Origin of the sequence: Streptomyces sp. NPDC045470 (assembly GCF_040646595.1) — a bacterium.
Classification (GTDB): Bacteria; Actinomycetota; Actinomycetes; order Streptomycetales; family Streptomycetaceae; genus Streptomyces.
On sequence record NZ_JBEZAN010000003.1, the window covers coordinates 372879 to 385854 of the forward strand.

11 protein-coding genes are annotated in these 12976 nt (G+C 73.6%); 4 read left to right on the plus strand and 7 right to left on the minus strand.

The features are described from left to right. Nucleotides 1-74: 74 nt before the first annotated feature. Nucleotides 75-245 carry a hypothetical protein gene (locus AB0A97_RS12000; RefSeq protein ID WP_331787188.1) on the minus strand — a complete coding sequence of 57 codons (171 nt, stop codon included), beginning with the start codon at nucleotides 243-245 and terminating at the stop codon, nucleotides 75-77. A gap of 345 nt (nucleotides 246-590) precedes the next feature. Next, on the minus strand, nucleotides 591-1466 hold the full coding sequence (locus tag AB0A97_RS12005; protein WP_361147990.1) for a DNA-formamidopyrimidine glycosylase family protein: 876 nt from the start codon (nucleotides 1464-1466) through the stop codon (nucleotides 591-593). A gap of 95 nt (nucleotides 1467-1561) precedes the next feature. Between AB0A97_RS12005 and AB0A97_RS12010 the strand changes: the two genes are divergently transcribed. Further along, nucleotides 1562-2989, plus strand: coding sequence for a lipase maturation factor family protein (locus AB0A97_RS12010; protein ID WP_361147992.1), 1428 nt, complete (start codon nucleotides 1562-1564; stop codon nucleotides 2987-2989). Here AB0A97_RS12010 and AB0A97_RS12015 read toward each other — a convergent pair. Then, nucleotides 2886-3971 (minus strand): tetratricopeptide repeat protein, encoded by a 1086-nt coding sequence (locus tag AB0A97_RS12015; RefSeq protein WP_361147994.1) that lies wholly within the window; start codon nucleotides 3969-3971, stop codon nucleotides 2886-2888. The genes AB0A97_RS12010 and AB0A97_RS12015 overlap by 104 nt on opposite strands. A gap of 272 nt (nucleotides 3972-4243) precedes the next feature. Here AB0A97_RS12015 and AB0A97_RS12020 point away from each other — a divergent pair, with 272 nt between their 5' ends. Both AB0A97_RS12020 and AB0A97_RS12025 read left to right on the plus strand, forming a co-directional pair. Beyond that, nucleotides 4244-5446, plus strand: coding sequence for a lactonase family protein (locus AB0A97_RS12020; RefSeq protein WP_361147996.1), 1203 nt, complete (start codon nucleotides 4244-4246; stop codon nucleotides 5444-5446). A gap of 78 nt (nucleotides 5447-5524) precedes the next feature. Then, the gene (locus AB0A97_RS12025) at nucleotides 5525-6976 is read left to right on the plus strand and encodes an amino acid permease (RefSeq protein WP_361147998.1); all 1452 of its coding nucleotides are present in this window, start codon (nucleotides 5525-5527) and stop codon (nucleotides 6974-6976) included. Between the two features lie 231 nt (nucleotides 6977-7207). Here AB0A97_RS12025 and AB0A97_RS12030 read toward each other — a convergent pair whose 3' ends face one another. The 4 genes from AB0A97_RS12030 to AB0A97_RS12045 all read right to left on the minus strand — a co-directional run bounded on the left by AB0A97_RS12030 (nucleotide 7208) and on the right by AB0A97_RS12045 (nucleotide 11757). Then, a complete protein-coding gene (locus AB0A97_RS12030) occupies nucleotides 7208-7954 on the minus strand; it encodes a transglycosylase family protein (RefSeq protein WP_361148000.1) in 747 nt (248 codons plus the stop codon). A 483-nt stretch (nucleotides 7955-8437) separates the two neighbouring features. Then, the gene (locus AB0A97_RS12035) at nucleotides 8438-10408 is read right to left on the minus strand and encodes an ABC transporter permease (RefSeq protein WP_361148778.1); all 1971 of its coding nucleotides are present in this window, start codon (nucleotides 10406-10408) and stop codon (nucleotides 8438-8440) included. A 124-nt stretch (nucleotides 10409-10532) separates the two neighbouring features. Beyond that, on the minus strand, nucleotides 10533-11321 hold the full coding sequence (modA, locus tag AB0A97_RS12040) for a molybdate ABC transporter substrate-binding protein (protein WP_361148002.1): 789 nt from the start codon (nucleotides 11319-11321) through the stop codon (nucleotides 10533-10535). Nucleotides 11322-11361: 40 nt separating this feature from the next. Next, nucleotides 11362-11757: a helix-turn-helix transcriptional regulator gene (locus tag AB0A97_RS12045; RefSeq protein WP_361148004.1), complete on the minus strand. Its 396-nt coding sequence runs from the start codon at nucleotides 11755-11757 to the stop codon at nucleotides 11362-11364. 254 nt (nucleotides 11758-12011) lie between these two features. Here AB0A97_RS12045 and AB0A97_RS12050 point away from each other — a divergent pair, with 254 nt between their 5' ends. Then, entirely contained in the window at nucleotides 12012-12932 is a 921-nt protein-coding gene (locus AB0A97_RS12050; protein WP_361148005.1) for a triphosphoribosyl-dephospho-CoA synthase, read from the plus strand. Nucleotides 12933-12976: the final 44 nt, after the last annotated feature.

The window sequence follows — 12976 nt, forward strand, 5'->3', positions numbered from 1 at the left end:
CGCCGACGCCGACCGGCCGGAATCCGCGGGCCGTGCGCGGCCTGCGGGCCGGCCGTCCGGTACGGCGGTCCCGGTCAGTCGATGCCGCGGAAGATGTGGGTCTCGGTGGGGTCGTCGTCGCAGCCGGCGACTCTGACCGGGACGCAGCGGCCCCAGACCTCCAGATTGCGGACTTCCTTGATCCGACCCGGCCGCTCGCCCGGCTTGGGCCGCGGCTGCTGGCGTTGCGCGTTTTCCAATGCCACCACGCACTCCTTCATCGAGGGAACACTTCCGACGCGGTGGCGCCTTCGCACAAACCGGGATGTCAGCCAGGGTTTGTGGCACTTCCCGCGACGGGCCAAGGGTGTTGGCATCTACCGGACAAGCCGTCCGTCGTCCACCAGATTAGCGACCGCGACCGGCGGGCGCTCGACATTTACCGGATATGAAGTCAAGTCGGGGACAATGCAAAGATTCCACCTCGCCCCGCGCACCGGTCACCGCCCCGTGTCCGGCGGGCTCCGCGGCCCCACCCGCGTACCGCCCGGCGCCCTTCCGGTTACCGCCCGGTGTTCACCCGGTTGCCGTACACGCCACCGTACCGGGCCCTACTTCAGGAGCCGGGACATCCGCCGGTCGGCCAGCAGCTTGCCGCCGGTCTGACAGGTGGGGCAGTACTGGAGCGAGGAGTCGCTGAAGGAGACCTCGCGGACGGTGTCACCGCAGACCGGGCACGCCTCCCCGGTACGGCCGTGCACCCGCAGCCCGCTCTTCTTCTCCTTCTTCAGCTCCCCGGCCGCCACCCCTCTGGACCGTTCCACCGCCGTCATGAGCGTGTCGCGTACGGCGGCGTACAGCCGGGCCGTGTCCTCGGGGCCGAGACGGGCGGCGGCTTTGAAGGGGGACATACGGGCCGCGTGCAGGATCTCGTCGGAGTAGGCGTTGCCGATGCCGGCCAGCACGCTCTGGTCCCGCAGTACGCCCTTGATCTGCCGCCGCTCCCCCTTCAGCAGGGCGGCCAGGGAATCCTCCGTGAAGTCCGCCGCGAGCGGGTCGGGGCCGAGCCGGGCGACACCGGGGACCAGCGCCGGGTCGGTCACGCAGTACACCGCCAGCCGCTTCTGCGTACCGGCCTCGGTGAGGTCGAAGCCGGGCGCCGGGCCGGTTCCTTCGGTGCTCAGCCGGACGCGGAGGGCCAGCGGGCCCTTGCCGGGGCGCGGCGGGGCGTCGGGCAGGGCGTCCTGCCAGCGCAGCCAGCCGGCGCGGGCCAGGTGGATCACCAGGTGCAGCCCGCCGACGGTGAGGTCCAGGAACTTCCCGTGCCGGGCCACCGCCGTGACCGCACCGCCTTCGAGGGCGGTCAGCGGCGGGTCGTACGTCTTGAGCACGTTGACGGCGGTCGGCTGGGCGCGGACCAGGACACGGCCGACGGCGCGCCCGTCCAGGAATTCCCGCAGGGCTTCGACTTCCGGCAGTTCGGGCATGGCTCCAGCCTGCACGGTACGGCGGTCCGGTACATCTCGTGCGCGCCGCGCGCCGGACGGGCGGCCAGGTGCCCGGCGGTGCTAGGGATGGTCCTGTGGACTGGTTCACGGAGAGCGACGTGTGGCTGGGGCGGCTGGTGTTCCAGCGGATGCTGGCCGTGCTGTATCTGGTGGCGTTCGTGGCGGCGGCGCGGCAGTTCCGGGCGCTGATGGGCGAGCGCGGGATGACGCCGGTGCCGGACTTCCTGCGCCGGGCGCCGTTCCGCAAGGCGCCCTCGGTGTTCCACTGGCGCTACTCGGACCGGTTCTTCGCCCTGTGGTCCTGGGCGGGCGCCCTGCTGGCCGCCGCCGTGGCCGCCGGGGCGGCCGACGCCGTGCCGCTGGGTGCGGCGATGGCGATGTGGGCGGTGCTGTGGGCGATGTACCTGTCGATCGTCAACGTCGGACAGACCTGGTACAGCTTCGGCTGGGAGTCGCTGCTGCTGGAGACCGGCTTCCTCGCCGTCTTCCTCGGCAACGACGACACGGCGCCGCCGGTGCTCGTGATGTGGCTGCTGCGGTGGCTGCTGTTCCGGGTGGAGTTCGGGGCGGGGCTGATCAAGATGCGGGGTGACCGCTGCTGGCGCGATCTGACCTGCCTCTACTACCACCACGAGACGCAGCCGATGCCGGGCCCGCTGAGCTGGTTCTTCCACCGGCTGCCCAAGCCGCTGCACCGGGTGGAGACGGCTGCCAACCACTTCGCTCAACTGGTGCTGCCGGTACTGCTGTTCACGCCGCAGCCGGTGGCCACCTGGGCGGCACTGGGGATCGCGGTGACACAGCTCTGGCTGGTGCTGTCCGGCAACTTCGCCTGGCTGAACTGGCTGACCGTCGCCCTGGCCCTGTCCGCCGTGGACGTCTCCTGGCTCGCCGACGCGCCCGCGTCCGCGTCCACCGCTCCCCCGGTCTGGTTCGCGGTGCTGACCGTGGCCGTCACCGTCTTCGTCGCCTGCCGCAGCTACCGTCCGGTGCGCAATCTGCTGTCCCGGCAGCAGGTGATGAACACCTCCTTCGACCCGCTGCACCTGGTCAACTCCTACGGCGCCTTCGGCAGCGTCACCCGCGTACGCCGGGAGATCGTGATCGAGGGCACGGACTCGGCGGTGGCCTCGCCGGACGCGGTGTGGCGGGAGTACGGGTTCCGGGGCAAACCGGGCGACGTACGGCGCATGCCGCGCCAGTACGCGCCCATGCACTTGAGGCTCGACTGGCTGATGTGGTTCGCGGCGCTCTCGCCCGGCTACGCGCGCAGTTGGTTCGGGCCGTTCGTGGAACGCCTGCTGGAGAACGACACCGACACGCTGCGGCTGCTGCGCCACAACCCGTTCCCGGACGCGCCGCCCGCGCTGGTGCGGGCCCGGCTGTTCCAGTACCGCTTCACGACGTGGCGGGAACTGCGGGAGACCGGAGCGTGGTGGCACCGTACGGAGCTGCGGGACTTTCTCCCGCCGACGGGAGCAGCTCGGCGCGGAACGCGATGACCATGTCCCGGGCGTGCCGCAGCCCGATCCGCTCGAAGTCGCGCTCCAGCTCGTCCAGTTCGGTGAGTGTCTGGTCCTTCGAGCCGCCCGTCCGGGAGCGGGACTTGACCAGTCCGAGGCGGGCGAGGGCGGTGCCGCGCGGCTCGTGCATGTCCTCGAACTCGCGCAGCGCGCCGTCGTAGACCGCGCAGGCCTCGGCGTAACGCCCGGCCCGGAAGAGGACGTTGCCGCGCATCTTGTGGTTGTAGGCGAGGGCGCTCGCGAGGTCCATGGTGCGGCAGATGGTCTCGGCCTCACCGAGCAGGGTCAGGGCCCGTTCCGTGTGGCCCTGTACGGACAGTACGTCGGCCACGCCGCGCAGGGACCAGGCGCGGCCCCGTGCGTCGTCGCCGTCGGCGGCTATGCGCGCGGACTCCTCGAACAGCTCCAGGGCCTTGGCGTGATCGCCGGTGTTGCGGTGCATCTGCGCGATGCCGGACATCGCCCACACCATGTGCCGGGCCTCGCCGTGCGCCCGTGCCTGTTCGAGCAGTTGCTCGTGCAGGTCGGCGACGGCGGCGTAGTCGCCCTGTATGCGGCCGGTCTCGGCGAGACCGGCGAGGGAGTAGCCGTGCGCGAGGCGGTCGCCGCCCTCGTCGGCGAGGGTGACGGCCAGGGCCAGCAGCCTGCGGGCGAGCGCGAGGGAGCCGCACTGCCGGGCGAGCGTGCCGCCGCTCCACAGGGCCCAGGACATCGCGCCGCGGTCACCGGCTCCGCGGGCGCTGCGGTAGCTGTCGCGCCAGGCCGTGCGGGCCTCGTCGACCCGTCCCAGGCGCCGGTTGGCCTCGGCGACGGCGAGGGAGGCACGGGCGCGCTCCAGGGCCGTGCGGGCGTCGCGCCGCGCGCGGCGGGCCGTGGCGAGCACGTCCTCGTAGGACGAGTTCACGCTGAGGGCGGTGCCCAGCTCGCCTTGGTACTCCGGGGCGAATGCCTTGCCGTACATGTATCCGTGGCCTCCTGGTCGTGCATGTGCTTGATCACGAAGCTACGGACAGGAGAGGGGCCGGCGAATCCCTCCACGGATTGGTCGTGCCGTATGCCTCCGGTCCTACGCGAGAGGGACCTGGTCATCATCGGGACGTACGGGTCGTCCGGCCTTCGGCCGACACCGTCGAGCGGTTGCACATCACGCAGACCGGGTTGCGCCTCTTGCCGGGGCGGCCGGTCCGGGCCACCCTGGCTGCCGACCACGATCTCCGGACCCCGAGGTGTGGCATGGACAGCAGGGCACGGGCGGGGACCGACCGCCGCCGCTTTCTCCGCACGGTCGTGGCGGGCGCCGCGCTGACCGCGGCGGGCGGCAGCCTCGGCGGCGCGGCCGCTCCCGCGCAGGCCGCACCCGAGCAGGCCGCATCCGGGGCTCGCACCCGGCCGCACGCGGTCCGGCCGCTGTTCCTGGGGACGTACACCTCCGTGGCGGGCGGCGGCACGGGCGTGGGCCTCGGCACGTACGACCCGATCCGCGGCCGGATCACCGCGACCGGAGTGATCGACGGTGTCAGTGACCCGTCCTACCTGGCCCTCTCACCCTGCGGCCGGACCCTGTACGCCGTCAACGAACGGCAGCAGGGCGCGGTGACCGCCGTCGCCCTGCGCGCCGACGGCCGCCATCGGGTCCTCGGCAGCCGCCCCGCCGGCGGCGCCGGGCCGTGTCACCTTTCCGTGCACCCCGGCGGGCGCTGGCTGCTGAGCGCCCACTACCTCTCCGGCAGCGTCGCCGTGCACCCCGTCGACCCGGCCCGGGACGGCGCGCTCGGCGAGCGTACGGACCTGGTCACCCACACCGCTCCCCCGCCGGGTCCGGGGCAGACCGGGCCGCACGCGCACCAGATCGTCACCGGCCCGGACGGCCGCCACGTCCTCGCCGTCGACCTGGGGAACGACACCGTCTACACCTACCGGCTGGACACCACCACCGGAAAACTCACCCAAATCTCGTACGCCTCGCTGCGCCCCGGCGCGGGCCCGCGGCATCTCACCTTCCACCCGTCGGGCCGCTACGCCTACCTGGCCAACGAGGTCGACGACACCGCCGTGGTCTGCGCGTACGACCCGGCCACCGGCACGCTCACGCCGGGCGCGCCGCAGTCCACCGGGACCGGTCCCGGGACCAGCTACCCGGCGCAGTTCCTGGTGACCCGCGACGGCGCCTTCGCCTACCTCGCCAACCGTGGCCACAACAGCCTGACGCGCTATGCGGTCGAGGCGGCGGGCGCCCGGCTGCGGCTGCTGGACACGGTGCCGTCCGGCGGCGACTTCCCCCGCCACCTGGCCTTCTCGCCGGACGGGCGGCTGCTCTTCGCGGCGCACCAGCGGTCGGGGTCGGTGACGGTGTTCGCGGTGGGCGCCGGGGGCGGGCTGCGGCGGCTGGGCGATCCGTTCCCGGCGCCGGTTCCGGTGTGCGTGCTGCCGCTCTGACGCCCGGGGGCCGCTGCCCCGGCATCCGAAACACTCCGGCAACAGCCCCGCAGGATTGCGTCGATAGCGTCGGCCCGCATGAGCACGGGAACATCACCGGAGACGGCACCAGCCACCGTGTCGGACGGCGGACAGGCCGGCGGGCAGGCCGACGGAGAACTGCGCAAGGGCCTCCGGCGGCGTCACATGAGCCTGATCGCGCTGGGCGGTGTCATCGGCGCGGGCCTGTTCGTGGGCAGCGGCGTGGTCATCCGGGCCACCGGACCGGCCGCCGTGCTGTCGTTCCTCGCGGCGGGTCTCCTCACCGTCCTGATCATGCGGATGCTGGCGGAGATGACGGTGGCCCGGCCCGCCCTCGGCTCGTTCTACGCCCATGTGCGGGAGACCCTGGGACACCGCGCCGGCTTCACGGTCGGCTGGCTGTACTGGTACTTCTTCGTGATCGTGGTGGCCGTCGAGGCGGTGGCGGGCGGCCGGATCGTACGGCTGTGGCTGCCCGGCGTGCCCCTGTGGGCCGTCAGCCTGGCGCTGCTGGCGCTGCTGACCGCGACCAACCTGGTCTCGGCCCGCTCCTTCGGCGAGTTCGAGTACTGGTTCTCGTCGGTCAAGGTCATCGCGATCGTGGTGTTCCTCTTCCTCGGCGCGCTGTACCTGACCGGGCTGTGGCCGCAGGCCCACGGCGGCCTGGCGCACCTCACCGACTCCGGCGGCTTCGCGCCCGAAGGCGTCGGCGCGGTCCTGGCGGCGGTCGTGCCCTGCGTCGGCTTCTTCACCGGCGCGGAGATCGTGACCATCGCGGCGGCCGAGTCGGTGGAGCCGGAGCGCGCCGTGGCGGCGGCGATCCGCTCGATCGTGCTGCGCGTGGTGGGCTTCTACGTACTGTCGGTGCTCGTCGTCGTGGCGGTCGTGTCGTGGACGTCCCCGGCCGTCGAGGTCAGTCCGTACGCGGCGGTGCTGGACCGGCTGGACGTGCCCGCCGCCGCCACGGTCATGAACGCCGTCGTCCTGATCGCCGTGCTCTCCTGCCTCAACTCCGCGCTGTACACCTCGTCGCGGATGCTGTTCGCGCTGACCCGCAACGGGGACGCGCCGCGCGGCTTCACCCGGCTCAGCCGCGGCGGGGTGCCGCGCCGGGCGCTGCTCGCCGGGACGTCCGCCGGCTATCTGTCGGTGATCGCGGCGTGGGCCTCCCCCGACGTCGTCTTCACGTTCCTGATCAACTCCTACGGTGCCGTCGCCCTGTTCGTGTACCTGGCGATCGCGGTCGCCCAGCTCCGCCTGCGCCGCAAGCTGGAACGTGAGGAACCGCAGCGGCTGACGCTGCGGATGTGGCTGTTCCCCTGGCTCAGCCGGGCCACCGTCGCCCTGATGGCCACGGTGATCGGGGCGATGGCCTTCCTGCCGGGCAGCCGGGCCCAGTTCTGGCTGAGCCTGCTCACGGTGGGCGTGGTCCTGGCGGCCTACGAGGTACGGCGGCGGCGCGCCACCGGACGCACCGGAGGGATCGGGCCGGGTGGACGTACCGGGTGAACCGGGTGCACGGCCGCCGGCGCCGGTGCGGTGCAGGCCGTCCGCGGCGCCACGGACGGCCTGCCGGTGCCCACCGCTTCCCGCGGCGGTCCGCCCGCCCCCAGCCGGACCGCCGTTCCATGGGAATTCGTCACGGGGAATTCCCGGGAGGGTGGGAAGAAATGCCCCACCATGGCCTCTTGGTGGCCGACCGGGTTCCGGCCGGCCGATTTACGGTTTGTCGGCCTGGCGTCAGCCGGTGCCGGAGCGGCGGACGGCGAGACGCATTCCCGGATGGATGAGGTTCGGATTCGCCCCGATCACCTGGCGGTTGAGGCGGTAGAACTCCTGCCAGCCCCAGCCGTAGGCGTACGCGATGCCGCTCACCGTCTCCCCGGGATTGACGACATGGCCGCCGGAGGCCCGCCGGGGCCGGGCGTCGCGCTGCTTGTACGGCTTGGCGTGGCCGTACCGGCTTCCGGACCCGTCCCGGTGCCGGGGGCTGCGCAACCGTTCGCGGTACCGGCTCGAACCGTTCGTGCGGGCCTGGGTGTCGGCGCGCGGCGCCGACCGGCGGGCGGCGGAGTCCGGCGTGCTGTGCCGCGCGCCGGACGAGCGCAGGCCGAGCCGGGCCGAGCAGGCCGGCCAGGCGCCCCAGCCCTGACGGGCCAGCACCCGTTCGGCGATCCTGATCTGCTGGGCCCGGGACGCCCGCGCCGCCCGGGACCCGTACCTGCCGCCGCCGAAGGAACGCCAGGTGGAGTGGGCGAACTGCAGTCCGCCGGAGTAGCCGTTGCCGGTGTCGGCCCGCCAGTTGCCCCCGCTCTCGCACCCGGCCAGCCGGTCCCATGTGGCACCGCTGCGGGCCTCGGCCGGCCCTTCGGCCGCCACGTTCAGCGCGCCGGCCGCCAGCAGGACCGCTGCCGCCGTCGCTCCCCGGGCCCCACGCCCCCGGACCTCACCGCGTCCGCTCGTTTCCGTTCCCTGAGGAAATTCCATCGACCTGTGCTCCCGTCGCTCACCGCCCGGTTTCCCGGCGGCCTTGGGGATGCATGACGTCCCGTGAATGCGCGCGCTTTCCCGGCTTTTCCGCGGGCTTTCCCCGTGGTTCCACCGAGTTCCCGCGGTGCGTTTTCCGAGCCGTCATGAATTCGACGAGTACGAGACAACCACGGCCACGGACGGCACCGGCAGAGCGCGCGGTAGCGCCTCGGCGGTACCCCCTGCCTCCGCACCGCCGGAGTGGGGGCCGACGGCTCCGCATGGCACCCCCTTCTGCCGGGTAGGGGCGCACCCCCGGAGACCGAGCGCATGGTCTGCCCGGGCGTATCGAGCGCTTGTCCGAGCCGGGGGTGCCGCAGGAGCGCGTTCGGGGGCTCGGGGCACGCGCGGCGGGCGTCCGCACGCACCGCGCACGGGCCCCCGGGCGGCGCAACGCACCCCTCCCTGCGGAGGGTTTGGTTCCGGTACGGGAGGGGCCGCTCAGAGCGGTACGAGCGTCACCTCGGTCGCCTTCACGCTCACCCAGACCTCGGTGTCCTCGGCCAGGCCGAGTTCCGCCGCGGCCTGCGGGGTGATCTCGCCGACCAGGTCGGGCACCTCCGGCGACCCGACGAGGACCCGCAGCCGGCTGCCGAGCGCGGTGATCTCCCGTACCCGGCCCGGCCAGACGTTGCGCGGGCTGCCGGACGGGCGCGTCCGGTGCACGGAGACCGCTTCGGGGCCGATGACCGCCAGCGCGCCGGTGCCCTCGGGCAGCGGGTCGGCGGCGACCAGCCGCCCGGCGCCCGTCATCCGCAGTCCGTCGCCGGTGGCGGTGCCCGGCCACGCGTTGCGGCCGAGCATCCGCGCGACCCACGGCGAGCGCGGATGCCGGGTCACCTCGGCGGGGACGGCGTCCTGGACCGTGTGCCCGTCCTCCAGGACCAGGACGCGGTCGGCGAGCGAGACCGCTTCGACCGGGTCGTGGGTGACCATCAGGCAGACGCCGCCGAAGCCGGCCAGGTGCCGGCGCAGGGTGTGCCGGACGTGCGCGCGGGTGCTCTGGTCGAGGGCGGCGAGCGGCTCGTCGAGCAGCAGCAGGCGCGGGCGGGCGGCCAGCGCGCGAGCCAGCGCGACCCGTCCGGCCTGGCCGCCGGAGAGCTGGGCGGGCCGACGGTGCGCGAGGTGGCCGACACCGAGCCGGTCCAGCCACAACTGGGCCTCGCGGCGGGCTTCGGCGCGTCCGGTGCCGTGGGCGCGCAGCCCGTACGCCGTGTTGCCGAGGGCCGTCAGGTGGGGGAAGAGCGCGCCGTCCTGCGGGACCCAGGCGACGCCGCGGCGGTGCGGCGGCTGGGCGCTGACGTCCTGCGCGCCGAGTGTCAGTGCGGCGTGCGCCCGCGGCGTGAGGCCGAGCAGGGCGCGCAACAGCGTGGTCTTGCCCGCGCCGTTGGGGCCCACGACGGCGATGGTGGTGCCCGGGGCGGCGTCGAGGGTGAGCCGGTTGAAGCCGGTGACGTCCGCGTGCAGCGGCCACCGTCCGGTGCCGGAGCCGTCGCCGGGGCCGCCGGGGGCGGTGGGGGCCGCGTCGGCGCCCTCGGCGTGCGCGGTGGTGGCGGTGGGCGGGCCCGGGGAGGCGGGCGTGCCGGGGGCGGCGGACGCGCCGGTCATGTGGTCGGGCCACGTGCCGCCGGCATCCGATGCCCCGTCGCCGTCCGCGTCCGTACGCGTCACCGCGCCGCTCGTGCGCCCCCGGACCGTGCCGCCCCCGCCCGCCCATCTGCCGCGCAGGGCGACCAGGACGGCCGTCGCGATGACGAGGAGCAGGAGCGAGACGGAGGTGGCGGCCTCGGTGCTGTCCTGGAGGAGGAGGTAGACCTGAAGGGGCAGGGTCTGGGTGACACCCGGCAGATTGCCGGCGAAGGTGATGGTGGCGCCGAACTCGCCGAGCGCCCGTGCCCAGGTCAGGGCCGCTCCGGCGGCGAGCCCGGGGGCGATCATGGGGAGGGTGACCGTGCGGAAGACGCGCAGCGGGCCGGCGCCGAGCGAGGCCGCCGTCTCCTCGTAGCGCACATGCAGTCCGGCCAGTGCGCCTTCGAGGCTGATGACGAGGAACGGCATCGACACGAAGGTCGCGGCGACCACGGCGCCCGCGGTGTGGAACGGCAGTTGCACACCGAACCAGCTCTCCAGCCAGCCGCCCAGCAGGCCCCGCCGCCCGAAGCCGAGGAGCAGCGCCACACCGCCGACGGTCGGCGGCAGCACCATGGGCAGCAGCACCAGGGAGCGCACCACGGCCTTGCCGGGGAAGTCGACGCGCGCCAGCAGCCAGGCCAGCGGCACGCCGAGCAGCAGGGACAGGCCCAGCGACCAGAAGGACACCACCAGGGAGATCCGCAGGGCCTCGGTGACCGAGGGAGAGGTCAGATGGGTGCCGAGGTCGCCCCAGGACGTCCGGGCGAGGATGCCCGCCATGGGCACCAGCAGGAACGCCACCGCCAGGACGGCGGGCAGCGCGAGGGCGAGGGGGGCGCGCAGGCCGGGGGCGGCGGTCCGCCCCCGTTCGCGGTGGTGGCGCTTCACGAGACGGCGGCTCGGGTCACGGCTTCTGGAAGCCGGCGTCGTGCAGGATCTTCTGCGCCGGTGCGCCCCCGAGCCACTTCACGAAGGCGTCGGCCTCCTTCGCGTGCCGGGAGACCTTGAGCGTGGCCGCCGGGTACTCGGCGATCGCGTTCTGCTCGTCCGGCACCTGGACGGCGTCCACCTTGCCGGGCGCGGTCATCGCGTCGGTGGCGTAGACGATGCCCGCGTCCGCCTCGCCCAGCTCGACCTTGCTCAGTACGCCGCGTACGTCCTGCTCCTGGGAGACCGGCTGCACCGTGATGTCCTGCCGGTCCAGGACCTTCTTGCTGTAGCGGCCGACGGGTACGGCGGGCGCGGCGAGCACGACCTTGAGCTTGTTGGTGGAGGCCAGATCCTTCAGGCCGGTGATGTGGTGGGGGTTTCCCTCGGCCGTGGCGATGACCAGGCGGTTCTTCGCGATGACCTGCGGTGCGCCGGTCTTGCCGTGCAGCCCGTCCATGGTCCGGGTGTCCGCCGTGACCAGGGCGTCGGCCGGGAAGTCCTGGTTGACCTGGGCCGCGAGCTGCTGGGAGCCGGCGAAGGAGAACTTGACCGTGACGTCGGGGTGTTCCTTGTGGTACGCGTCGGCGGCCTTGGCGAAGACATCGGTGAGCGACGCGGCGGCGAGGACCTTGAGCGTGGTCCTGCCTTCCGCCGTGGACGAGTCGTCACCGCTGCCGCAGGCGGCGGTGAGCGGGGCGAGGACGGCGACGGTCAGTGCCGCGGCGGCGGCGCGGCGACGGGTGACGCCGAAGGTGCGGGACATCGGGATCGGCTCCTTGGGGACGGGGCGGGGCGGGCGCGCGTCAGGCGCGGTCGACATGGACATTGGTCGACTTCACGCGGGCGGTGGCCCGCATGCCGACCTCCAGTCCGAGCTCCTCCACCGCTTCCCGTGTGAGGAGGGAGACCAGCCGGTGCGGACCGGCCTGGATCTCCACCTGGGCCGCGACGTCGCCCAGCTTGATCGCCGTGACGATGCCGGGGAAGGCGTTGCGGACCGAGGTGAGGGAGGTGTCGTCCTCCGTGCTGCCGTTCTTGGCGAGTTCGGTGGAGAACGCGGCCAGGTCGCGGCCGTCGATCAGCCGGCGGCCGGATTCGTCCCGGTGGGTGGGGACCTTGCCGGCGTCGGCCCAGCGGCGGGCCGTGTCGGGGCTGACGCCAAGCAGGCGGGCGGCCTGGCCGATCGTGTAGGACTGCATGTGCGGCACCGTATGGCACATAGTCTCTCATCTGCAATTACTCCGTGGGAAAGCACCTGGCATGTGCGAGCCTCGCTGGAGGAAGCGACAAGATCATCCGCATCGCGGGGGACCGGCGGTGCGGCACTCCGGACGGGAGGCGCGGGGGCGCAGACCGGACATACCAGGGGGCGGAGCGTCGGCCGGGCGAGCGAAGCCGTACTCTTTTGGAGGGATTCGGAGGGCGTGGCGTAACACGGAGGGAGCGCGAACCGATGGGTACCCCTACTTCTTCAGCCCGTTCCGCGGTCCGCGGCCGGTCGATCATGAAGAGGCTGTGGCCGGACACCGCGCGCGGCACCGTGCCGCCGTCGCACGAGCGCCCCGTCCTGCACACGGTTCCGCACCCCTCCCCCGACCGCCCCCTCCCCCTGCGGCTCGCCGATCTCGCCGTCGCCGCCTGTACGGCGCAGACGGTGCTGGCCCCGAAGCCGGACCCGCTCGCGCTGCACGCCGCCGAGCTGCTGCACGCCCCCTTCGCCTCCATGGCCGAGGCCGCCATGGGCCGACCGCTGGACCGGCGGCTGCGCGAACAGCTCGGGCGCCTGGGCCGGGCGGGTGAGCAGCGGGCCCTGGAGGCGGGTGCGGGTGCGCCCGGCAAGCGGGGCGCCCTGTGGTCCGTCGGTCTGCTGGTGGCCGGCGCCGCCGCCACGAACTGCCGCTCGGACGTGGAGACCTGTGAGGCGGCCGCCACCCTGGCCCGTCTGCCGGACGGCGGCGCCCCGGCGGCCAGCCGGTCGCCCGGCGGCCGGGCCCGGCAGTACTACGGCGTGCCCGGCGCCGTCGGCCAGGCCCGTTCCGGCTTCCCGAACGTGCTGGGTGTGGCCCTGCCCGCGCTGCGCCAGTCCCGTGCGGCCGGCGCCTCCGAGGTGACGGCCCGGATGGACGCGCTGCTCGCGCTGCTGTCCACGCTCGACGACACGACGCTGCTCCAGCGCGGCGGTTCGCAGGGCCTGCTGTCGGTGCAGATGGACGCGCGTGACGTGCTGTCGTCGGGCGGTTTCGGCACCGCGCGCGGGCGGAAGGCGTTCGTCCGGCTGGACGCGCGGATGACCCGGAACGGCCTCACGGCGGGCGGCAGCGCGGCGCTGCTGTCGGCGGCCCTCTTCCTGGACTTCCTCTTCGAGGGCCGCTGAGGCTTTTCGGAGCCGGAGCCGGAGCCGGAGCCGGGCCGGGGACA